General features: G+C 68.3%; 19 protein-coding genes. 11 read left to right on the forward strand and 8 right to left on the reverse strand.

Annotated features, from left to right (window positions below):
* Nucleotides 1-16: 16 nt before the first annotated feature.
* Nucleotides 17-5053, reverse strand: coding sequence for an NAD-glutamate dehydrogenase (locus tag V3391_RS05845; RefSeq protein ID WP_332077464.1), 5037 nt, complete (start codon nt 5051-5053; stop codon nt 17-19).
* 179 nt (nt 5054-5232) lie between these two features.
* Nucleotides 5233-6408 carry an acyl-CoA dehydrogenase family protein gene (locus V3391_RS05850; protein ID WP_425497216.1) on the reverse strand — a complete coding sequence of 392 codons (1176 nt, stop codon included), beginning with the start codon at nt 6406-6408 and terminating at the stop codon, nt 5233-5235.
* A gap of 227 nt (nt 6409-6635) precedes the next feature.
* On the opposite strand from V3391_RS05850, the gene V3391_RS05855 reads away from it, so the two are divergent.
* The 4 genes from V3391_RS05855 to V3391_RS05870 all read left to right on the forward strand — a co-directional run bounded on the left by V3391_RS05855 (nt 6636) and on the right by V3391_RS05870 (nt 12847).
* Nucleotides 6636-7565, forward strand: a complete 930-nt coding sequence (locus V3391_RS05855) for an ArsR/SmtB family transcription factor (RefSeq protein ID WP_232134822.1) — start codon at nt 6636-6638, stop codon at nt 7563-7565.
* Nucleotides 7562-8659, forward strand: coding sequence for a homocysteine S-methyltransferase family protein (locus V3391_RS05860; protein ID WP_332077466.1), 1098 nt, complete (start codon nt 7562-7564; stop codon nt 8657-8659). The genes V3391_RS05855 and V3391_RS05860 overlap by 4 nt, the downstream gene beginning before the upstream one ends.
* On the forward strand, nt 8656-11340 hold the full coding sequence (metH, locus tag V3391_RS05865; protein ID WP_332077467.1) for a methionine synthase: 2685 nt from the start codon (nt 8656-8658) through the stop codon (nt 11338-11340). Before V3391_RS05860 ends, metH begins: the two co-directional genes overlap by 4 nt.
* Nucleotides 11341-11422: 82 nt before the next feature.
* Nucleotides 11423-12847, forward strand: a complete 1425-nt coding sequence (locus tag V3391_RS05870; protein ID WP_332077468.1) for an amidohydrolase family protein — start codon at nt 11423-11425, stop codon at nt 12845-12847.
* A gap of 60 nt (nt 12848-12907) precedes the next feature.
* On the opposite strand, the gene V3391_RS05875 is transcribed toward V3391_RS05870, so the two are convergent.
* The 6 genes from V3391_RS05875 to V3391_RS05900 form a co-directional block, all read right to left on the reverse strand.
* Nucleotides 12908-13675, reverse strand: coding sequence for a transporter (locus V3391_RS05875; RefSeq protein ID WP_332077469.1), 768 nt, complete (start codon nt 13673-13675; stop codon nt 12908-12910).
* Complete coding sequence (locus V3391_RS05880) at nt 13672-14379, reverse strand: DUF2058 domain-containing protein (RefSeq protein ID WP_332077470.1); 708 nt, start codon at nt 14377-14379, stop codon at nt 13672-13674. Before V3391_RS05880 ends, V3391_RS05875 begins: the two co-directional genes overlap by 4 nt.
* Before the next feature lie 11 nt (nt 14380-14390).
* Entirely contained in the window at nt 14391-14618 is a 228-nt protein-coding gene (locus tag V3391_RS05885; RefSeq protein ID WP_310238660.1) for a SlyX family protein, read from the reverse strand.
* Nucleotides 14619-14670: 52 nt separating this feature from the next.
* Complete coding sequence (gene bamJ / locus V3391_RS05890; protein WP_332077471.1) at nt 14671-15435, reverse strand: BamJ family beta-barrel-assembly machinery protein; 765 nt, start codon at nt 15433-15435, stop codon at nt 14671-14673.
* Between the two features lie 89 nt (nt 15436-15524).
* Entirely contained in the window at nt 15525-16439 is a 915-nt protein-coding gene (locus tag V3391_RS05895) for an FKBP-type peptidyl-prolyl cis-trans isomerase (protein ID WP_332077472.1), read from the reverse strand.
* A gap of 91 nt (nt 16440-16530) precedes the next feature.
* Nucleotides 16531-17121: a glutathione peroxidase gene (locus tag V3391_RS05900; protein WP_332077473.1), complete on the reverse strand. Its 591-nt coding sequence runs from the start codon at nt 17119-17121 to the stop codon at nt 16531-16533.
* 131 nt (nt 17122-17252) lie between these two features.
* On the opposite strand from V3391_RS05900, the gene V3391_RS05905 reads away from it, so the two are divergent.
* The 7 genes from V3391_RS05905 to V3391_RS05935 all read left to right on the forward strand — a co-directional run bounded on the left by V3391_RS05905 (nt 17253) and on the right by V3391_RS05935 (nt 22268).
* Nucleotides 17253-17531 (forward strand): hypothetical protein, encoded by a 279-nt coding sequence (locus tag V3391_RS05905; protein WP_332077474.1) that lies wholly within the window; start codon nt 17253-17255, stop codon nt 17529-17531.
* 4 nt (nt 17532-17535) lie between these two features.
* Nucleotides 17536-17907, forward strand: coding sequence for a GntR family transcriptional regulator (locus V3391_RS05910; RefSeq protein WP_310150180.1), 372 nt, complete (start codon nt 17536-17538; stop codon nt 17905-17907).
* Nucleotides 17904-18779, forward strand: a complete 876-nt coding sequence (locus V3391_RS05915) for an ABC transporter ATP-binding protein (protein WP_332077475.1) — start codon at nt 17904-17906, stop codon at nt 18777-18779. The genes V3391_RS05910 and V3391_RS05915 overlap by 4 nt, the downstream gene beginning before the upstream one ends.
* Nucleotides 18776-19822: a hypothetical protein gene (locus V3391_RS05920; protein ID WP_332077476.1), complete on the forward strand. Its 1047-nt coding sequence runs from the start codon at nt 18776-18778 to the stop codon at nt 19820-19822. The genes V3391_RS05915 and V3391_RS05920 overlap by 4 nt, the downstream gene beginning before the upstream one ends.
* A gap of 45 nt (nt 19823-19867) precedes the next feature.
* Nucleotides 19868-20536, forward strand: a complete 669-nt coding sequence (locus V3391_RS05925; RefSeq protein ID WP_332077477.1) for a hypothetical protein — start codon at nt 19868-19870, stop codon at nt 20534-20536.
* 113 nt (nt 20537-20649) lie between these two features.
* The gene (locus V3391_RS05930) at nt 20650-21504 is read left to right on the forward strand and encodes a GIN domain-containing protein (RefSeq protein ID WP_332077478.1); all 855 of its coding nucleotides are present in this window, start codon (nt 20650-20652) and stop codon (nt 21502-21504) included.
* Between the two features lie 32 nt (nt 21505-21536).
* Complete coding sequence (locus tag V3391_RS05935; RefSeq protein WP_332077479.1) at nt 21537-22268, forward strand: YggN family protein; 732 nt, start codon at nt 21537-21539, stop codon at nt 22266-22268.

Here is a 22268-nt window from a genome sequence, read left to right on the forward strand (position 1 = left end):
CCTGCGGAACGCAGCCTCAGCTGCGCTGCACCAGCTGCGACACGCGCTGCACCGCGACGGAGGCGGTCGGATAGTCCAGCGACTTCTGCGCCGCGAGTTCGCCGAGCATCGCCAGGGTGAACCGCAGCGCGGAATCGTCGCGTTCCAGCCACGCCTGCACCTTGGCCTCCGGCGTGGCGCCCGGCATCGACAGCACCTGCGACACGAGGGCGCGGTGCTGCTGGCCGAGTTCCTCGCGCAGCACGCCACGTGCGACCGCATGCCAGCGACCGTCGACTTCCAGCGCGTCGATCTGCGCGGTGAGCCACGGCAGGTTCAGCGCTTCGCCGAGACGGAAGTGCAGACGCGCGACGTCGACCGGCTTCTGCTTGCGCTCGCTCGCGACCTCGATGATGTCCCACGCCGCTTCGAGGTAGGGCAGCGCCGCCAGCTCGATCGCGAGCGACTTCGGCACACCCTTCTCGATCCACGCCTGCAGGCTGGCATCGTGTTCGGCGCGCTGGCCGTCGGCGATGATCTTGCTGCCGTCGCGGATCGCGTGGAAGCCGTCGTGGTAGCGGTCGACCGCCGTGGTGATGTCCGGCAGCGCGCCCGGACGCGCCAGCAGCCAGCGGGTGAACGCACGCTGCAGGTTCCAGATCACCTGCAGGGCGTCGACCTGCACCGACTCCGGCACCTGGCCGTCGAGTGCGTCGATCTGGCCCCACAGCGCACGCGCCTCGATCGTCTCGCGGGTGATCGTGAACGCCTTGGCGACTTCACCCGGGCTGCGGCCGCTGTCTTCCTGCATGCGCAGCAGGAAGGTCGCGCCCATGCGGTTGATCATGGTGTTGGTGACCGCGGTCGCGATGATCTCGCGCTTCAGGCGGTGGCCTTCCATCAGTTCGGCGTACTTCTTCTGCAGCGGCTGCGGGAAGTAGCGCTGCAGCTCGCGCGACAGGTACGGATCTTCGGGAATGTCGGAGTCGAGCATCTGGTCGAACGCGACCAGCTTCGAATACGACAGCAGCACCGACAGCTCCGGACGCGTCAGGCCCAGACCCTTGGTCTTGCGCTCGGAAATCTCGGCATCCGACGGCAGGAACTCGATCTGGCGATCGAGCAGGCCCTGCGCTTCCAGCGTGCGGATGAAGTGGCGCTTGGACCCCAGGCGCGACACGCTCATGCGCTCCATCAGGCTCAACGCCTGGTTCTGCCGGTAGTTGTCCCACAGCACCAGACCGGCGACTTCGTCGGTCATCGACGCCAGCAGCTTGTTGCGCGCCGGCAGCTTCATGCGGCCGTCCTGCACCAGGGCATTGAGCAGGATCTTGATGTTGACCTCGTGGTCGGAGGTGTCCACGCCGGCCGAGTTGTCGATGAAGTCGGTATTGAGCAGCACGCCGTGCAGTGCGGCCTCGATGCGGCCGAGCTGGGTCAGGCCCAGGTTGCCGCCCTCGCCCACCACCTTGCAGCGCAGGTCGCGGCCGTCGACGCGCAGCGCATTGTTGGCGCGGTCGCCGACGTCGGCATGGGTTTCGCCGGAGGACTTCACGTAGGTGCCGATGCCGCCGTTCCACAGCAGATCGACCGGCGCACGCAGGATCGCCGACATCAGTTCGTTCGGGCTGATCGAGGTCGCATCACTCTCGATGCCCAGCGCTTCGCGCGCTTCGGCCGAGAGCGGAATCGACTTCGCGCTGCGCGGCCACACGCCGCCACCCTTGGCGATCAGGCTCTTGTCATAGTCCTCCCAGCTCGAACGCGGAATGGCGAACATGCGCTGGCGCTCGACGAAGGAGCGCGCAGCGTCCGGATTCGGATCGATGAAGATGTGGCGGTGATCGAATGCGGCGACCAGGCGGATGTGTTCGCTCAGCAGCATGCCGTTGCCGAACACGTCGCCGGACATGTCGCCGACGCCGACCGTGGTGAAGTCTTCGGTCTGCGAATTGCGGCCCATCGCACGGAAGTGGCGCTTGACCGATTCCCAGGCGCCGCGCGCGGTGATGCCCATGCCCTTGTGGTCGTAACCCACCGAGCCGCCGGACGCGAACGCGTCGTCGAGCCAGAAGCCATGCTCGCGGGCAATGCCGTTGGCGATGTCGGAGAAGGTCGCGGTGCCCTTGTCGGCGGCAACGACGAGATAGGGATCGTTGTCGTCGTGACGCACGACGTCGTTGGGCGGCACGATCGCGCCTTCGACGATGTTGTCGGTGATCTGCAGCAGGCCGTTGATGAACAGCGAGTAGCAGGCGACGCCTTCGGCGAACTGCGCGTCGCGGTCGCCGCCGACCGGCGGACGCTTGACGATGAAGCCGCCCTTCGAGCCGACCGGCACGATGACGGTGTTCTTGACCATCTGCGCCTTGACCAGACCCAGCACTTCGGTGCGGAAGTCCTCACGGCGGTCCGACCAGCGCAGGCCGCCACGGGCGACCGGGCCGAAGCGCAGGTGGATGCCTTCCACGCGCGGGCCGTAGACGAAGATCTCGCGGTACGGGCGCGGCTTCGGCAGTTCCGGCACGCGCGCCGAATCGAACTTGAAGCTGATCGTGTCGAGCAGGCCGCCGTCGCGGCTCTTCTGGTAGTAGCTGGTGCGCAGCGTCGCGTCGACAACGGCGAGATAGCTGCGCAGGATGCGGTCCTCGTCGAGACTGGACACGCGATCGAGCAGTCCCTTGAGCGCGGCGCGCGCGGCTTCGTACTGCGTGTCGCGATCGCTGCCGCGGGCATCGAGCAGCGGCTGCAGCGCGGTCAGCGTCGCCTCGTCATTGCCGGTCAGCGCCTGCAGCTGGGCCGCGAAGGCCTCGCGGCCGGCGTCGATCTGCGCGCGGCTCTCGGCGCCGGTCGCGGGATCGAAGCGCGATTCGAAGACTTCGACCAGCAGACGCGCGAGCAGCGGATAGCGTGCCAGCGTGTCTTCGACGTAGGCCTGCGAGAACGGCACGCCAACCTGCAGCAGGTACTTGCAGTAGCCGCGCAGCATCGCGATCTGGCGCCAGTCGAGATCGGCGCCCAGCACGAGGCGGTTGAAGCCGTCGTTCTCGGCATCGCCGCGCCACACGCGGTCGAAGGCCTCGGTGAAGGCCTGCGCGCGGGCGTCGACGTCGATCGCGCCGGTGGTGGCCTCGACGTAGAAGTCCTGCAGGAACAGCGTGGTGCCGTCGACCTCGATGCGGTTGGGATGCTCGGCGATCACGCGCAGGCCGAGGTTCTCCATCACCGGCAGCACGTCCGACAGCGGGATGTGCGCATCACGGCGATAGAGCTTGAAGTGCAGCACCGACTCGCCGGTGGTCGGCAGCGGCTGGGTGTAGAAGCTCAGCTGCAGCGATTCGGACTCGGCAGTCGCAGCCAGCTTCTCGACGTCGGTCGCGGCTGCGGCCGGCGATGCGAACTCGATGTAGGCCGGCGACAGCGCACGACCGAAGCGGCCCGCCAGGCGCAGGCCTTCCGCCTCGCCGTGGCGGCGCACGAGTTCGTCGCGCAGATCGTCCTGCCAGTTGCGCACGATCGCCTGCAGCGCCTGCTCCAGCGCGCCCTGGTCGATGTCGGACGCGACGCCGGCGCGCGGACGCACGATCAGATGCAGCTGCGCCAGCGGCGATTCGCCGAGCACGACGCTCGCATCGACGTGGTCGGCCTGCATGACCTCGCGCAGCAGCTGTTCGATGCGGCGACGCACGTCGGTGTTGAAGCGGTCACGCGGAATGTAGACCAGCACCGAATAGAAGCGGCCGTAACGGTCCTTGCGCAGGAACAGGCGGCTGCGCACGCGTTCCTGCAGGCCGAGGATGCCGGTGCCCAGACGGAACAGCTCGTCGGGCGTCGACTGGAACAGCTCGTCGCGCGGCAGCGTTTCAAGCAGGTGCTTGAGCGCCTTGCCGCTGTGGCCGGTCGGCTTGAGGCCGGACTCGGTCATCACGTGTTCGAAGCGCTCGCGCACCAGCGGGATGTCCCACGGACGGCGCGTGTAGGCGCTCGAGGTGTACAGGCCGAGGAAGCGCTGTTCGCTGACGACATTGCCGGCATCGTCGTAGCCGAGTATGCCGATGTAGTCCATGTAGCCGGGACGGTGCACGGTGGAACGCGCACTGGTCTTGGTCAGGATCAGTGCATCGATCAGGCCTTCGCGGCGCAATGCATCGGCGCCGAGCTCGCTGATCGGACGCGACTTCACCGCCCCGGGCGTGCGCAGCAGGCCCATGCCGCTGTCGGGCACGGCTTCCAGACGCGCATCGTCGCCCTTGCGCTTCACCTTGTAGGCGCGGTAGCCGAAGAACGTGAAGTGGTCGTTCGCGGCCCAGCGCAGGAACTCCTGGGCTTCGGCGCGGCTCGACTCCGACACCGGAATCTTCTGCGATTCCAGATCGGTCGCCATCTGCAGCATCTTCTCGCGCATCGACGGCCAGTCGGCAACGATCACCCGCACGTCGTCGAGCACGCCGCGCACCAGCGCCTCGATGCGCGCGTTGTCTTCCGGCGTCTGCCGGTCGATCTCCAGATGCATCACCGATTCGGCGTCGCCCTCGCCCACGCCGGTCAGACGGCCGGCACGGTCGCGCGTGATCGACAGCACCGGATGGCCCAGCACGTGCACGCCGATGCCCTGCTCGGCCAGCGCCATCGTCACCGAGTCGACCAGGAACGGCATGTCATCGTTGACGACCTGCAGCACGGTGTGCGGTGACTCCCAGCCGTGGGTCTTCATCGCCGGATTGAACAGCCGCACGTTCGCCGTGCCGGGCTTGCGCTTGCCGGCGAAGTCGAACAGGTCCGCGGCGAGCGCGGCCCAGCCGTCGGCGCTGTGCAGGGGCAGCTCGTCTTCGGTCATGCGGCGGTAGAAGGCCTGCGCGAACGCGCCGGCATCCGCGTGCGCGGCCTTGCCGGCGCGGCGGCGCACGGCGTCGAAGATCGGGTCGAGCAGGCCGAGGCCGGCGCGGCGCGGCGGCGCGGGCAGCACGCTGGCAGCCTTCTTCTTCGCCGGCGCGGCGGCCCTGGTGGCGGACTTGGAGGATTTCGCCGGCACTGCGGCCGCGGCGGATTTACCTGTCTTGCGCGATGAGGTCATGACGACAAACGTTCCGATGCAATGAGGCCCGCGTTCTCACGCGGGCCGACGGGAAGGAATCTCTCAATACGACGCGGCCGCACGGGCGGCCGGGTCGGGAACCACCGACGCCGCGCGGCCACGGGGGCGGCGCAGGCGACGGACACACGCGGTGCTGGCGTGGAGAAGCGGCATGCGGATCAGCGCAGACCGGTCTCGTTGCGGGCGATCACCAGACGCTGGATCTCGCTGGTGCCTTCGTAGATTTCGGTGATCTTGGCGTCGCGGAAGTACCGCTCGATCGGCATTTCCTTCGAGTAGCCCATGCCGCCGTGGATCTGCAATGCCTGGTGGGTGATCCACATCGCGGCTTCCGATGCGGTGAGCTTGGCGATCGCGGCCTCGTTGCTGAAGCGCTTGCCCTCGCCCTTGAGCCAGGCCGCGCGCAGCGTGAGCAGCAGCGCCGCATCCAGCTTGCACTTCATGTCGGCGATCTTCGCCTGGGTCATCTGGAACGCGCCGATCGGCTGACCGAAGGCCTTGCGCTCCTTGACGTAGGCGATCGTCGCCTCGTATGCGGCGCGGGCGATGCCGATCGCCTGCGAGGCGATGCCGATACGGCCGGCATCGAGCACGCCCATCGCGATCTTGAAGCCCTGACCTTCCTCGCCGAGCACGTCGCCGGCCTGGGCCACGTAGTCCTGGAATTCGATCTCGCAGGTCGCCGAGGCGCGGATGCCGAGCTTGGGCTCGGTCTTGCCGCGATGGAACCCTTCGCGGCTGCCGTCGACGAGGAAGGCGGTGATGCCGCGCGCACCCTTGTCGGGCTCGGTCACGGCGAACAGCACGAAGTACTTGGCGACCGGGCCGGACGTGATCCAGCTCTTCTTGCCGTTGATCACGTACGTGCCGTCGGCCTGCTTGACCGCGCGGCACTTCATCGCCGTGGCATCGGAGCCCGACTGCGGCTCGGTCAGCGCGAACGCGCCGATCTCGCGGCCTTCGGCGATCGCGCGCACGTATTCCTGCTTCTGCGCCTCGGTGCCGTGGGTCAGGATCCCGTTGCAGAACAGCGAGTTGTTGACCGACATGATCGTCGAGTGCGCGGCATCGGCCGCGGCCACCTCGACCATCGCCAGCACGTAGGAGATCGGGTCCATGCCCGCGCCGCCGTACTCGTCGGGCACTTCGATGCCCATCAGGCCGTTCTCGCCGAGCACCTTCATGTTCTCGACGGGAAAGTCACCGGTCCGGTCGTGATGTTCGGCGCTGGGTGCGATCCGTTCCTGGGCGATCCGTCGCGCGATGTCCTGGATCATCAACTGCTCTTCGCTGAAACCGAACTCCACGGCGTGCAACTCCTGCTCGAAAACGATCCGGCGATTGTAACGTTCCAACCCGGTAAAACACCCGCAAAACCGGTTCCGCAGTGCAGCATGAATCGACCGGAAACAGCGCGGCGGACGCGACGCTTCGCATCATGCAAACGGTGTATGACAGGCGCCGGATCGTGTGACCGTGGCGTGACGCCGACACCCGGCAACCTTGACCCCACCGCCGCGCGCGCCGACAATTATCTCTATATCGCGATATGGAGATATTGATGGATCTGGAGGCCTGGTCCGCGCGCCTGAAAGTGCTCGCCGATCCCACGCGTGTGCGCCTGCTCGCCCTGCTCGAAGTCGAAGAGCTGACGGTGGCCGAGCTGTCCTCGATCACCCGCCTCGCGCAGCCGCGCGTGTCCACGCATCTGGCACGGTTGAAGGAAGCCAACCTCGTGCGCGACCGCCGCGCCGGCGTGTCCGCCTACTACCGCTTCGACGACGCCGCGCTCGATCCCGCGCAGCGTGCGCTGTGGCAGGCGCTGTCGACCGGCAGCGACGATCCGCTGCTGCGGCAGGACGCCGAACGTACGCCTGCGGTGCTGGCGACGCGCGCCGCCGACCAGAGCTGGGCCGACACCGTGGCCGGCGACATGGAGCGGCACTACTCGCCCGGCCGCACCTGGGAAGCGCTCGCGCGCTCCGCGCTGCCACTGCTGGAAACCGGCGACGTGCTCGACATCGCCTCGGGCGACGGCGTGCTGGCCGAGCTGCTGGCGCCGCATGCGCATCGCTACGTCTGCCTGGACGCCAGCCGGCGCGTGGTCGCGGCCTCGACCGAGCGGCTCAAGCGCTTCACCAATGTCGAGGTGCGCGAAGGCGACATGCACGCCCTGCCCTTCGAGGCCGGCAGTTTCGATCTCGTGGTGCTGATGCACGCGCTGACCTATGCGACCAAGCCCGCCCAGGCCGTCACCGAAGCCGCGCGCGTGCTGCGACCGGGCGGGCGTCTGCTGCTGTCGAGCCTGGACCGGCACGGTCACGAGACCGCGGTGCAGGCCTACGGCCACGCGAACCTCGGCTTCCCGGACAAGGAACTGCGCCGCTTCGTCACCAAGGCCGGGCTGGAGATCCACAGCGCCGAAACTGTCACCCGCGAGAAGCGTCCGCCGCATTTCCAGGTGATCTCGATCATCGCGAGGAAGCCATGACCACGTGGCTGCACCCCGAACGCGTCGCAGCGCTCGATGCCGCGCTGGCCAACCGCATCCTCGTGCTCGACGGCGCGATGGGCACGATGATCCAGCGCTTCGAACTGACCGAAGCCGACTATCGCGGCGAGCGCTTCGCGCAGGGCTACGACGCGCTGCATGCGGCGCAAGGCCACGCGCACGGTGCCGGCTGCGGCTGCGAAAGCCATGACCAGCGCGGCAACAACGACCTGCTCACGCTCACGCGGCCCGACATCATCCAGGGCATCCACGCCGACTACCTCGCCGCCGGTGCGGACATCGTCGAGACCAACACATTCAACTCGACCGCGGTCTCGCTGGCCGATTACCGCCTGCAGCACCTGGTCCACGAACTCAACGAGACCGGCGCGGCGCTCGCGCGCGCCGCCTGCGACGCCGCGCAGGCGCAGACGCCGGATCGCCCGCGCTTCGTCGCCGGCATTCTCGGGCCGACCAGCCGCACCGCGTCGATCAGCCCGGACGTCAACGATCCCGGCTATCGCGCCGTGACCTTCGACGAGCTCGTGTCGATCTATCGCGACGCGTCACACGGCCTGATCGACGGCGGCGCCGACATCCTGATGGTCGAGACCGTGTTCGACACGCTCAACGCCAAGGCGGCGCTGTACGCGATCGAGACCGTGTTTGACGAACGCGGCGGACGCCTGCCGGTGATGATCTCCGGCACGATCACCGACGCCTCCGGCCGCACGCTGTCGGGACAGACCGCCGAAGCGTTCTGGTATTCGCTGCAGCACGCGCGTCCGCATGCGGTGGGCCTGAACTGCGCGCTCGGCGCGAAAGACCTGCGGCCGCACGTCGAAACGCTGTCGCAGGTCGCGCAGACGTATGTGTCCTGTCATCCGAACGCCGGCCTGCCGAATGCGTTCGGCGGCTACGACGAGACGCCCGAGGACATGGCCGAGGTGCTGCGCGAATTCGCGACCGCCGGTCTGTTGAACATCGTCGGCGGCTGCTGCGGCACGTCGCCGGACCACATCCGCGCGATCGCGGAGGCCGTCGCCGACGTGGCGCCGCGCCGACCGCCCGCGACGCTGGACGTCGCCGCATGACGCGTCCCCGCCACACCCGCCTGTCCGGCCTCGAGCCGCTGATCGTCACGCCGGAATTGCTCTTCATCAACGTCGGTGAGCGCACCAACGTCACCGGCTCGGCGGCGTTCCGCAAGCTGATCAAGGAGAACCGCTACCCTGAGGCCGTCGAGGTCGCGCGCCAGCAGGTCGAAGGCGGCGCGCAGATCCTCGACGTCAACATGGACGAAGGCATGCTCGATTCCGAGCATGCGATGACGACGTTCCTCAACCTGATCGCCGCCGAGCCCGACATCGCGCGCATCCCGGTCATGGTCGACTCCTCGAAGTGGACCGTCATCGAAGCCGGCTTGAAATGCCTGCAGGGCAAGGGCGTGGTCAATTCGATCTCGCTCAAGGAAGGCGAGGCCGCGTTCCTCGAACAGGCGCGCAAGGTGCTGCGCTACGGTGCGGCGGTCGTGGTCATGGCCTTCGACGAGGTGGGCCAGGCCGACACCAAGGACCGCAAGGTCGAGATCTGCACGCGCGCCTACACGTTGCTCACCGAAGTCGTCGGGTTTCCGCCCGAGGACATCATCTTCGACCCCAACATCTTCGCGATCGCGACCGGCATCGCAGAGCACGACAACTACGCGGTCGACTTCATCGAGGCGACCCGCGAGATCAAGGCGACGCTGCCGCATTGCCACGTCTCGGGTGGCGTCTCCAACGTGTCGTTCTCGTTCCGCGGCAACGAGGTCGTGCGCCAGGCGATCCACGCGGTGTTCCTGTTCCATGCGATCAAGGCCGGCATGGATTTCGGCATCGTCAACGCCGGCGCGATGCCGATCGTCGACGATCTCGATCCCGAGCTGCGCGAGTGCGTCGAGGACGTGGTGCTCAACCGCCGCAGCGATTCGACCGAGCGCCTGCTCGATCTCGCCGAGCGCTACAAGGGCAAGAAGGGCGCGGCGCGGGTCGAGAACACCGCCTGGCGAGAGGCACCGGTGCAGCAGCGGCTCACCCACGCGCTGGTGCACGGCATCGACCAGTACGTGGTCGAAGACACCGAGGAAGCGCGGCAGTCGTTCACGCGTCCGCTGGATGTCATCGAAGGCCCGCTGATGGCCGGCATGAACGTCGTCGGCGATCTGTTCGGCGCCGGCAAGATGTTTCTGCCGCAGGTGGTCAAGTCCGCGCGCGTGATGAAGAAGGCGGTGGCCTACCTGCTGCCCTACATCGAAGCCGAGAAGCTGCGCACCGGCGACGCGGGCAAGAACAACGGCCGCGTGCTGATGGCGACGGTCAAGGGCGACGTGCACGACATCGGCAAGAACATCGTCGGCGTAGTGCTCGCCTGCAACAACTTCGAAGTCGTCGATCTCGGCGTCATGGTCGCCACCCAGACCATCCTCGACAAGGCGCGCGAAGTGCAGGCGGACGTGATCGGCCTGTCGGGCCTGATCACGCCCTCGCTGGAAGAAATGAGCCACGTGGCCCGCGAGATGAAGCGCCAGGGCTTCGAGACGCCGCTGTTGATCGGTGGCGCGACGACCTCGCGCGCCCACACCGCGCTGAAGATCGCACCGCATTACGCCTCGCCGACGGTCTGGGTGAAGGATGCCTCGCGCGCGGTGGGCGTGGTGCAGTCGCTGATCAGCCCGGAACTGCGCGGCGCCTTCGTCGCCGCCAACGATGCCGACTACGCCGAGATCCGCCAGCGTCATGCCAATCGTGGCGACGCGAAGCGGCTGGTCTCGCTGGCCAAGGCCCGCGCGCAGCGCTTCGATGGCGACTGGGGCCAGTACACGCCGCCCACGCCCCACAAGCCCGGCGTGCACGTGTTCGACGACTATCCGCTCGAGGACCTGGTCCCGATCATCGACTGGACGCCGTTCTTCAACGCCTGGGAGCTGTTCGGCAAGTACCCGGCGATCCTCAGCGACGAGGTCGTCGGCCCGCAGGCCACCGAACTGTTCAACGATGCGCAGGCGATGCTGCGCAGGATCGTCGACGAGAAGTGGCTGACCGCGAAAGCCGTGTTCGGCCTGTGGCCGGCCAACAGCATCGGCGACGACGTGGTGCTGCAGCACGAGCGCGGCGAGGCGACGCTGCACTTCCTGCGCCAGCAGGTCGACAAGCCGGTCGAACGGCCGGACTTCTGCCTCGCGGACTTCATCGCGCCACAGGACAGTGGCAAGCAGGACTGGATCGGCGCGTTCGCGGTCACGGCCGGCATCGGCATCGATCCGCACGTCGCCCGTTTCGAGGCCGCGCACGACGACTACAACGCGATCCTGCTCAAGGCGCTGGCCGATCGTCTGGCCGAAGCGCTGGCCGAGCGTCTGCACCAGCGCGTGCGCACCGACTACTGGGGCTATGCGACCGACGAAGACCTCGACAACGACGCGCTGATCGCCGAGAAATACCGCGGTATCCGCCCGGCGCCCGGCTATCCGGCGTGTCCGGAGCACAGCGAGAAAGGCCGATTGTTCGAGCTGCTCGATGCCACCGCGCACACCAGCATGACGCTGACCGAAAGTTTCGCGATGCTGCCGACCGCCGCGGTCTCGGGCTACTACTTCAGCCATCCGAAGAGCCAGTATTTCGTGGTCGGTCGCGTGTCGAAGGAACAGGCGCAGGACTACGCGAAGCGCAAGGACGCCACGCTCGCGCAGGTCGAACGCTGGCTCGCGTCGAACCTCGACTACGACCCGGAATAGCCCCGCGCGCAGGCATGGACACGCGACCGCCACCCGGCGGTCGTTAGGCTGGACCGTCCCTTCATCGCACAAGGACGCCCGCATGTCCCCACGCCCCGGCGCGCTCGTCGCGCTCGCCGCCACGGTCTGCCTCGCCGCCTGCAGCGGCCCCGCACAGAACGCCGCCGACACCGGCGCATCCAGCGCTGCACCCGATCCGGATACCGGCGTGATCGTCATCGACAACGCACGCGTGTTCGACGGCGCACGCGATCTGGGCGAAGTCTCGCTGGTGATCCGCGACGGTCTGATCGAACTTATCGCCGAGGCCGGCGCGAACGATCTGCCCGAAGGCGCCGAACGCATCGACCATCGCGGCCGCTTCGTCATCCCGGGCCTGGTCAACGACCACGCGCACGTCGGCAACACACGCGGCACCGAGCACGGCGATCGCTTTTACACGCAAGATCAGGTTTCGGCCGACCTGCGCCAGTTCCAGGCCTACGGCATCACCACGGTCGCATCCTTGGGCATGAACGGCAGTGCGTTCGGCGAGATCCGCGCTGCGATCAACGCAGACCCGATGCTGGGCGCCCAGCTTTACGGCGCAGGCGGCGGTGTCGGCACACCCGATGGCGCGCCGCCGGCCGCGAACATGGGCCTGTCGGACGATCCCGTCACCCGTCCCGCCGATGCGGAAGGCGCCCGCGCGGCCGTGCGGGCGCAGGCCGAATCCGGCGTCGATCTGATCAAGCTCTGGGTCGACGATCTCGGCGGCAAGTCGCCGCAGATGACGCCCGAGGTCTACAAGGCCGCGATCGAGGAAGCGCATCGCCACGATCTGCTGGTGGCCGCGCACATCCATGATCTGGTGCCGGCTGCCGATCTCGTCGCCAGTGGCGTCGACATCATCGCCCACGGCATCCGCGACCAGGCGATCGGTGCGCCGCTCATCGACGCGATGAAGGCCGCGGGCACCGGCTACATCGCCACGCTGCAGATCGACGAAGCGAACTATATCTACGCCGAGCAGGCGGACTGGCTGGACACGCCGTTCCTGCGCAACGCCCTGCCCGCCTCGGTGCGCGCGCAATGGTCGGACGCGGCGTGGCGCGAAAAGAAACTCGCCGATCCGGCGACGCAGACCCACCGCGACGCGCTCGCGGTGAATCTCGCCAATCTGTCGACGCTGCGCGAGGCCGGCGTGCGTATCGGCTTCGGCACCGATGCCGGCGCACTGCCGCACCGCGTGCCGGGCTTCGCCGAGCATCGCGAACTGGAACTGATGGTCGACCAGGCCGGCTTCAGCCCCGAACAGGCCCTGGTCGTCGCCACGAGCGCGGCCGCGCAGCTGCTGCGCTTCGACGATCGCGGTCTGCTGCAGCCGGGCAAGCGCGCCGACTTCATCGTGCTGTCGGCCGATCCGCTGGCCGACATCCGCAATACGCGCAGTATCGAAGCGGTGTGGCAGGCCGGTCGCAAGGTCGCCGGCCCGATCGCCGACTACGACGCGCAGGCGCGGGACTGATCGACGCGCGAACGCGATCCGCGCTTCGGCGCGGGTCGCGATGTCGGCGCTGCGAGACGATCAGGGCAACAGGAAGGACACGCCGAAGCCGCCGGTCCAGTCGTCCTCGTCTTCGGCGAATCCGCGCAGCACCGACAGATCCAGCTGCACCGCAGGCGCGACGCGCCAGGTGATGCCGGTGCCTAGCGCGCGTGAGCGCTGCGCGCCCGTGCCGAGCCCGGCTTCCACGTACGCACCGACGGTGTCGGTCGACAGGAAGGTGTAACTCGGCGAGACCGTCCAGCCGGTGCCGTTCTCGTCGCGCGTGCCGTTGACGTAGAACGCGAGATCGCCGGTCGCGACGCTGACGCCGAGATCCTGCTGCGCACGCTCGGCGCGGATTTCGGACGCGCCGGTCAGCACGCCCTGCCGCGCGAGCACCGCCCACTGCGTGTCGTCGTTCGAACCCGGCAACACCCACTTGAGCGCAATGCTGCTGTCGCCACCGCCGTGCACGCGCTCGCGTGCATCGGCGCTGCGCGTGCGCTCCCACACCCGGCTGTCGCTGCCGATCTGCAGCTCGAGATCTTCGGCAAGGCCCACGCGCAACAGACTCGCGGCGGCGTAGCGTGTGGTGCGCACACCGTCGCTGTCGTCATGGCCGATGTCGGGCAAGCCCTGCTCCCAGGCGATCTGCCCGGGCGCCAGCACCGAGGGCGAAAACCCGATGCCGGGCCGGTCGAACTCGACCTCGGACGCGTCCTGCGCCTGCGCGGCCGCGCAGACCGACGCGAGCAGGCCGATCGCGCCAGCACGCATCGCGAGCCGCATGGACGCGGACGCGCTCACCAGACGAGATCGTCCGGCACCTGGTACATCGGATCGCTGTAGGGATCGTCCGCGGCGGGTGCATCCGGATCGATCCGCAGCGCGACGGACGGCGCGAAGATCGCACCGGCCTCTTCCAGCACCGCGGCGGTCACCAGCAGGTAGCGGCCGTTGAGCTGCACGACGCCGAGCTCGCCGGCGTTGAGCGCCTTGAGCTGGGCCTCGTCGACGTGGATGCGCTTGATCTTGCCGCCGTATTCGAAATGACGGGCGATCTCGGCCTCTTTGATGTTGAGCGACTTGTCGGCCAGGAACACCTCGAGCTTCGCGCGCGCCTCGCGGCGCAGTCGGGCCTCTTCCTGTTTGACGCGCTCGGCCTCGATGCGCTCGTCCTTCTCGCGCTGGGCACGGATGGCGAAGGCCTTGGCCAGATCGATGTCTTCGCGCGGCGGGCGCTTGCCCTGTGGCGCGCCGCGACGCTCACTGTTCGCGCGCGGCTTGCCGTCGCCGCGCGGTGCACCGCTGTTGCGGGCCTGCGGACGCGCGGTTGTGTCGCCACGCGTCGCGCCGGGCTTGCCATCGGCGTTGCGGCCGGCAGGCCGGGGGCCGCGCCGGTCGTCGGGCCGCGGACGACGCTCGTCGCGGCGGGAACTGGGCTTGGGCGCAGCCGGTGCCGGCGCCTTGAATCCGAGGCCGAGCAGCTGGTCGCGGAGGGAATCGGTCATCGCTGTCGACCTCAGTAATGCGGGGGTGGCGGCTCTTCCGACGCATCGGGGAACTGCACGGTGCGCGCCTGGCGCAGGTCGTCCATCATCCGGCGCAGCAGCCCGGTCTGGGCGCTCAGCTCGAGTCGCGCCTGGCTCAGCGCATCGTTGAGCTCGCCGATGGTCTGCTCCTGGAACGCGAGTCGCGTCTCCAGTTCGGTGACGCGCGATTCCAGCGCGTCGTGTCCGGTGTCGTTCATTGCATTCTCGATGGACCGGCGCGCCGCACGGGGCGGCGCACCGGCCAGGGTCTTACTTGACGATGTCCTGCAGCTCGACTTCGAACACCAGTGCCTGGTTCGGGCCGATCGGACCCGAGCCCATTTCGCCGTAACCCAGCGCCGCCGGAATCCACAGCTCGTACTTGCTGCCGACCGGCATCAGCTGCAGGCCTTCCTGCCAGCCCGGGACGACCTGGTTGAGCGCGAACTGCGCCGGCTCGCCGCGATCGATCGAGCTGTCGAAGGTCTCGCCGTTGAGCAGCGTGCCCTTGTAGTGCACGCGCACGGTGTCGTTCGGGCCCGGCTTGGGACCGGTGCCTTCGGTGATCACGCGGTACTGCAGGCCCGATGCGGTGGTCTGCACGCCTTCGCGCTTGCCGTTCTCGGCGAGGAACTTCTCGGCCTCGGCGGCGTTGGTCTTGGACTTGGCTTCCATCTCCGCGACCTGCTTGGCCTGCATGCGCTCACCGAACTTCTGCATGATGCCCATGGCCTGCTCGTCGCTGATCTCGATGGCCTTGTCGTCGAGCGTTTCGCTGATCGCACGCTGCAGCGTCTTGACGTCGATCTCGTCCTTGATCTGCTTGAGCTGCTCGCCCATCTGGTTGCCGATGATGTAGCTGATCTGCTCGCGCTCGCCCTTGAGGCCGGCGATCTCGCCGCCTTCGGCCGGCGTTTCGGCGGCCGCGCCTTCGGCCGGCTTGCCGGTTTCCTTGTCGATCGGCTTGCAGGCGATCATCGCCAGCGGCAGGACGGCGGCGAGGCCGACGATGGCGAGGCGCTTGGTGTTCTTCATGCGGTCAAAACTCCGGGATGAGGGATCTGGAACGGACGGCCGCTGACAGCGGACGGCGGGAGGTGAACGGTGAATCCAGGAACGGAAGATCAGAGGATGTCGATCAGTTCGACATCGAAGACGAGCGTCGAGTTCGCCGGAATGTTCGGCGGACTGCCGCGCACACCGTAGGCCAGCTCGCCGGGAATCCAGAAGCGGTACTTGCCGCCGATCGGCATCAGCTGCAGACCTTCGGTCCAGCCGGCGATGACCTGGTCGAGGCCGAACACGGCCGGTTCGCCGCGGCTGTAGGAGCTGTCGAACTCGGTGCCGTCGAGCAGCGTGCCGCGGTAGTGCACGCGCACGCGGTCGCCGGCGCGCGGACGCGGGCCCTGCCCCTGCTTCTCGACGCTGTACTGGATACCCGAGGCGGTCGCGAACACGCCGGCCTTGCCGCGGTTGGCGGTCATGAAGGCGATGCCGGCCTGGCGGTTGTCGTCGGCGGCGCGCGCGGTGCGCAGCTGGCCACGCGTGATCATCGCCTGGCGCGCCTGGGTGATCTCGTCGGCCGACAGCGTCGGCGGCTTGCCGTCGATCGTGTCGCGGACGCCGCGCATCAGCGGCGCGATGGCGATCTCGTCGCGCATCGCGGTCAGCGAACGCCCCACATCGGCGCCGATCATCTGGCCGACCTTGGCACGATCCACCGCGGGCGGTTCGCTGCCCGGCGGCAGGCCCGGCACCGGACGTCCGCTGCGCGAGGCGACGCGTTGCGCCAGCGCCTGGCCGATGCGCTGCGTCTCCGCCTGCTCGAGCGCGGGCGGCTTGCCGGCGAGCGCGGCTGCCACCGCGGTTTCGAACGCGGCCAGATCGAGATCGGGCGTCACCTGCGCGAGCTGGGCGGCCATGTCCATGCCGACCACGTAGCTGCTCCTGTCGCGATCGGTGCCTTCGGCGGCGACGGCCAGCGTAGCCACCGGTGCCAGCAGCAACGCAAGGGCCGCGGCACGCATCTGATTCAACATCCGCATGGTTCTCCTGCCCCGGATACGGGGCGATGCAGCCCGCTATTGTCGCGGGCGCGCGGCGGCGGAGCAATCAGGCCCGCCGGCGGCTTCAGCGGGCGGCCGGCCTCGGCGCGGCCAGCGCGCGCTCGATCGCGGCGAGGATCTGCGGATCATCCGGCTTGGTGCGACTGCCCCACTGGCCCAGCACCCGCCCATCGCGACCGACCAGATACTTGTGGAAATTCCACTGCGGCGCCTGGCCAGTCGCCTCCGCCAGCTGCTTGAACAGGGGTGTCGCGTCGGGACCGATCACGTGCACCTTCTGGAACATCGGGAACTTGACGCCATAGGTCAGCGTGCAGAACTCCTGGATCGCCGCCTCGTCCTCGAATTCCTGTTCCTTGAAGTCGCCCGACGGAAAGCCCAGCACCGCGAACCCGCGTGGGCGCAGGCGCGCATGCATGGATTCGAGCGCTTCGTACTGCGGGGTGAAGCCGCACTTGCTCGCGGTATTGACGATCAGCACCACGTCGCCGCCGTAGGCACGGCGCAGATCCACGGTCTCGCGGACCGCGAGCTGGCGGAACTGGTGATCGAGCACGCCACGCGGCGCCGCCGGGCCCTGCGCGAACACCGCGCCCGCCACCAGGGTCGCAACCACTGCCAGCGCCACGCGCCGGAACCATTGATTACCACGCATGTCGCGATCTCCTGGACGGCCGGTGAACCGTGCCATCAGTTGGGTAGAAATTTCGGAATGACGCGTTGACACCTGCTGCGGTGGTGTTATAGTCACCTACAACACCTACCCACTAGAGCAGGACGGTCCTCATGAACCGCAGGCTCCACACCCCGATCATCGCATGCACCGCTTCCGCTCTGGCGCTCTCGGCCGGCCTGCTGTTCGCCGGTCCGGCACTGTCGGCCGGCGAGCTCGTACCGCCGCCCGTCACCGTCGCGGTGGCCGCGAAGGCCCGCGCCCAGGCCGAGCGCACTGCGACGACGACCGACATCGAAGCGGAGACCCCGCGTCCCCGCACCCGCCGTGCACGCAGCGGCTTCGCCCTGCCGTACTTCTCGTTCGCGCGGGGCGCTGGTGGAAGGAGCTGAGGCCATGGCCAACATCGAATGGAGCGACGGCGCTCCCATCTACCGCCAGCTGAAGGAACGCGTCATCGCGATGATGCTCGACGGCGTCCTCAAGCCCGGCGACGCGCTGCCCTCGGTGCGCCAGGTGGCCGCCGACTATCAGCTCAACCCGATCACCGTGTCCCGCGCCTACCAGGAACTCGCCGACGAGGCGCTGGTGGAGAAGCGCCGCGGCCTGGGCATGTTCGTCACCGAGGAAGCCTCGAAGAAGCTGCGCAGCAGCGAACGCGAGCGGTTCCTGCACGACGAATGGCCGCAGGTGGTGGAACGGATCGAACGCCTGGGGCTGTCGACCCGGGACCTGCTGCAGTCCATCGGCAATGGAGCCAACGAATGAACGCCGTCATCGACACCCCGGTGATCACCGCGCGCAACCTCAGCAAGACCTACAAGGGCGCGCGTGCGCTCGACGGCACCAGTTTCCAGATTCCGGCCGGCCGCATCGTCGGCCTGATCGGCCCCAACGGCGCCGGCAAGACCACCGCGCTCAAGGCGCTGCTGGGCCTGATCCGCTTCGACGGCGAGATGTCGGTGCTGGGCCGCGACCCGCGCACCGAACGCGATGCGCTGATGAACGATGTCTGCTTCATCGCCGACGTCGCGGTGCTGCCGCGCTGGATGCGGGTGCGTGACGCGATCGATTTCGTCGAAGGCGTGCATCCCCGCTTCGACCGCGCCCGCTGCGAGCGCTTCCTCGCCAATACCAAGCTGAGCCCCAAGCAGCGTGTGCGCGAGATGTCCAAGGGCATGATCGTGCAGCTGCATCTGGCGCTGGTGATGGCGATCGACGCCAAGCTGCTGGTGCTCGACGAGCCGACGCTGGGCCTCGACATCCTCTACCGCAAGCAGTTCTACCAGCGCCTGCTGGAGGACTACTTCGACGAGCAGAAGACGATCATCGTCACCACGCACCAGGTCGAGGAGATCGAACACATCCTCACCGACGTGCTGTTCATCCAGAACGGCAGGATCGTGCTCGACGCGCCGATGGACGATGTGGGCGAGCGCTTCGTCGAAGTGCTGGTCAACGCCGAACACCTCGACGCCGCCCGCGCCCACCGCCCGATCGACGAACGCGCCCTGCCCTTCGGCAAGACCGTGATGCTGTTCGACAACGTGCCCGTGTCCACCCTGTCGACGTACGGCGAAACCCGCACCCCGGGCCTGGCCGACCTGTTCGTGGCCACGATGAAAGGAGCCTACGCATGAATGCCGCCGCCGAATCCGTGGACACCCCGGTGCCGTCCCGCACGTTCGCACCGACCCACCCCACCCACCGCTTCCGTCTGCTGCTGCGGCGCGAGTACTGGGAGCACCGGGGCGGCATCTTCTGGGCGCCGATGATCGCCGGTGGCGTATCGCTGCTGCTGTCGCTCGGCCTGCTGGTCGCCGGCATCGTGTTCGCCCACAAGGCGGTCGCGGAGGGCAACCTCGTCCAGCACAACGGCGTGACCATCAACGGTCTGGACCTGGGCACCCTGGCCCAGCAGCTGACCAGCGATGATCTCTACCAGCTGTCGGAAGGCATCACGATCACGCTGGCGCTGTCGGCCACCTGGCCGTTCCTGGTGATGATCTTCGTCGCGTTCTTCTACTGTCTCGGCGCGCTCTACGACGACCGCCGCGACCGCAGCGTGCTGTTCTGGAAGTCGCTGCCGGTGTCCGACACGGCGACCGTCCTGTCGAAGGTCGCGACGGTGACGCTGGTGATTCCCCTGTTCGCCACGCTGTTCGCGATCGTCATCATGTTCGCGTTCCTGATCGCCCTGAGCATCGCCGCAGCGGCGCACGGCGCCAATCCGTTCCCGCTGCTGTGGGGCAACGGCTCGGTGTTCATGCTCTCGGGGCAGTTCCTCGCGGCGATTCCGGTGTACGCGGCCTGGATGTTCCCGACCGTCGGCTGGCTGCTGCTGTGCTCGGCCTGGGCCAAGAGCAAGCCCTTCCTGTGGGCGCTGCTGATCCCGCTGGCCCTGGGCGTCGCGACGTCGATGACCGGCCTGCTGCAGCTGATCGGGCTGGAGCGCCACTGGCTCTGGGGCAACGTGATCTCGCGGATGCTGCTGGGCACCGTACCGGTGACGGGACGTGATCTGGCATACGCCCAGTCCGGTTCGGTGCAGGCCAGCGAAATGTTCTCGATCCCCGGCATGTACAGCAACTTCCTCGAGCCCTCGATGTGGGTCGGCCTCATCGCCGGTGCCGTGATGATCGCGATCGCCATCCGCCTGCGCCGCTGGCGCGAGGAAGGCTGAGCCACCCCGTTTCTCCTCGCCATCGCCTGATTCCGGAGATCACCCATGAAAGCTGCAGCCGTCACCGCATTCGCCCTTGCCCTGTGTCTGCCGCTGGCCGCCTGGTCGGCGCCGCCCGACACCCGCGGTGTGCGCGAGGAGATCCGCCGGGATCTGGAAGACGCCCGGCGCGACATCCGCACCGATCTCGCCAGGGCCCGCGCCGAACTCGAGACCGAGAATCTCGACGTGACCCACAGCCTGCAGGCCAATGGCGATGCCCGCCGCAACCGCAAGGCGAAGACGGAACCGGCGTTGCCGAAAGCCGAAATCACCCCGCAGGGCGACTTCCTGATCGAAGGCGAGGCCGTCGCCATCGATGCGGCGCAGCGCCGGCAGCTGCTCGGCTATCGCGGCATGGTCATCGAGGTCGCCAAAGCCGGTATCGACATCGGCGAGGTCACCGCACTGGCGGCCGTGGACTCCGTCGACCGAGGCGTGTTCTCGCTGATGGTCGGCGCGATGACCGGCGGCCTGGAGCGGCGCATCGAGCGGACCGTGCGCAATACCGTCGGGCCCGGCGTGCTGCTGATCTGCGACCGCATGCCCGCATTGCACGACGCGCAGCAACAGCTCGCAAGCGACCTGCCGGCGTTCCGGCCCTATGCGCGGCTGGAAGCCCGGGACGCGGACAGCTGCCGCAACGAAGTCCGGCGCGAGTTCGCCGGCCGCTGAGCCGATGCGGCAGCGCCACTCGCGCGATCGCATCGATTCAGGTTAGCGTCAGCCACCACGCACGCCGGCCTTGCACTGCCGCAGGCCGGTCACCTCGCCAGGGAGTTCACGACATGACGCCAGCCCGTACCGCTCGCCCGCTGCTCGCCACGCTCATCGCCGCATCGCTCGCATTGCCGTTCGCCGCGCAGGCCGAGGACAGCCCGCAGTGTCGACACAGCCAGCCGCGCGATCTGGCGCTGCAGCTCGATGGCGTGCGCACGGTGCGGTTCGAGATCGGCAACAGCAAGCTGCGCGTCGAAGGCGCCGCGCGTCCGGACGCGACGCTGCGCGGCCGCGCCTGCGCGTCGAGCGAAGCGATGCTGGCCTCGCTGGTACTCGAGCAGCAGCGCTCGGGCGACACCCTGATCGTCACCGCGCGCCGCACGTCGAATTCGACCGGCTGGATGGGCAACCAGTACGCCTACATGGACTTGTCCGGGCGGGTGCCGGCGAACGTGCTGGTACAGACCGTCGTCGGCTCCGGCGATGCCTGGGTGACCGGCGTGTCGGCCGCGAGCGCCGATGTCGGATCCGGCGACGCCGAACTGCGCCGCATCGAAGGCCGCGCGACCGCCAAGGTCGGCTCGGGCGACATCACCGTCGACGCGGCCGGCGAACTCAAGGTGCTGTCGATCGGTTCGGGCGATGTCGAAGCCCGCGGCATCCGCGGCGCGGTCGAAGTCGGCAGCGTCGGCTCGGGCGACTTCAAGCTCGAAGGCGCCGGCGGCAACGTCCGCATCGGCAGCCTCGGCTCGGGCGACATCGATCTGCGCGACGTGCAGGGCAGCGTGCACGTCGGCTCGATCGGCTCGGGCGATGTGGATGCGCGCGGCATCGGCGGCGATCTCGAAGTGGGTGCCAAGGGCAGCGGCGAGGTCTCGCACCGCGACGTGCGCGGCACCGTCAGCGTGCCGCGTAAACGTTGACCCTCTCACAGTTGCAGCTCCGGAGTCCGACCATGAAGACCCGCCCGTCCCGCGCCCTGCCCCTGGCCCTGCTGCTCGCCTGCGCGGGCATGCTGACCGCCTGCGGTCGTGATGATGCGCCCGCACCCGCGAGCGGCGACGGCAACACCGCGCCGGCCGATGAGGGCTTCGTCGCCCGCACCACCCGCCGCGCGCTGGAAACGGCGCGCAAGGATCTGGTCGAGCAGAACATCAGTGTCGGCGGCAGCGGTGGCGGCGGACTGAACGTCAATGGCTTCCGCTTCGGCGGCGACGACACGCGCACGTCCGGCCTGCCGAAGGCGGAGATCAGTCCGGCCGGCGACTTCCTGGTCGACGGCAAGACGGTCGAGGTCGACGCCGCGCAACGCGAACTGCTGCTGGCGCATCGCGCCAACATCATCGCGATCGCCGAGGCCGGCATCACGATCGGCATCCAGGGCGCCCAGCTCGGCGCCGAAGCCGCGAAGGGCGCGATCGCCAGCGCGCTGTCGGGCCAGTCCGCCGACTTCGAGAAGCGCATGGAAGCCGAGGGCGCGAAGATCGAAGCCGAAGCCGACAAGCTGTGCGACAACCTGCCGCCGCTGCTCGCGTCGCAGCAGGCACTCGCGGCCGCGTTGCCGGCCTTCCAGCCTTACGCGACGATGGATGCGACCGACGTCGAAGACTGCCGCAAGGACACCGTGGTCCATCGCGACAACGAAGCCGCGGAAGCGGATGCCGCAGCAGCGCCGGCGTCGAACTGA

Origin of the sequence: Luteimonas flava, assembly GCF_036584485.1 — a bacterium.
Taxonomy (GTDB): domain Bacteria; phylum Pseudomonadota; class Gammaproteobacteria; order Xanthomonadales; family Xanthomonadaceae; genus Luteimonas; species Luteimonas flava.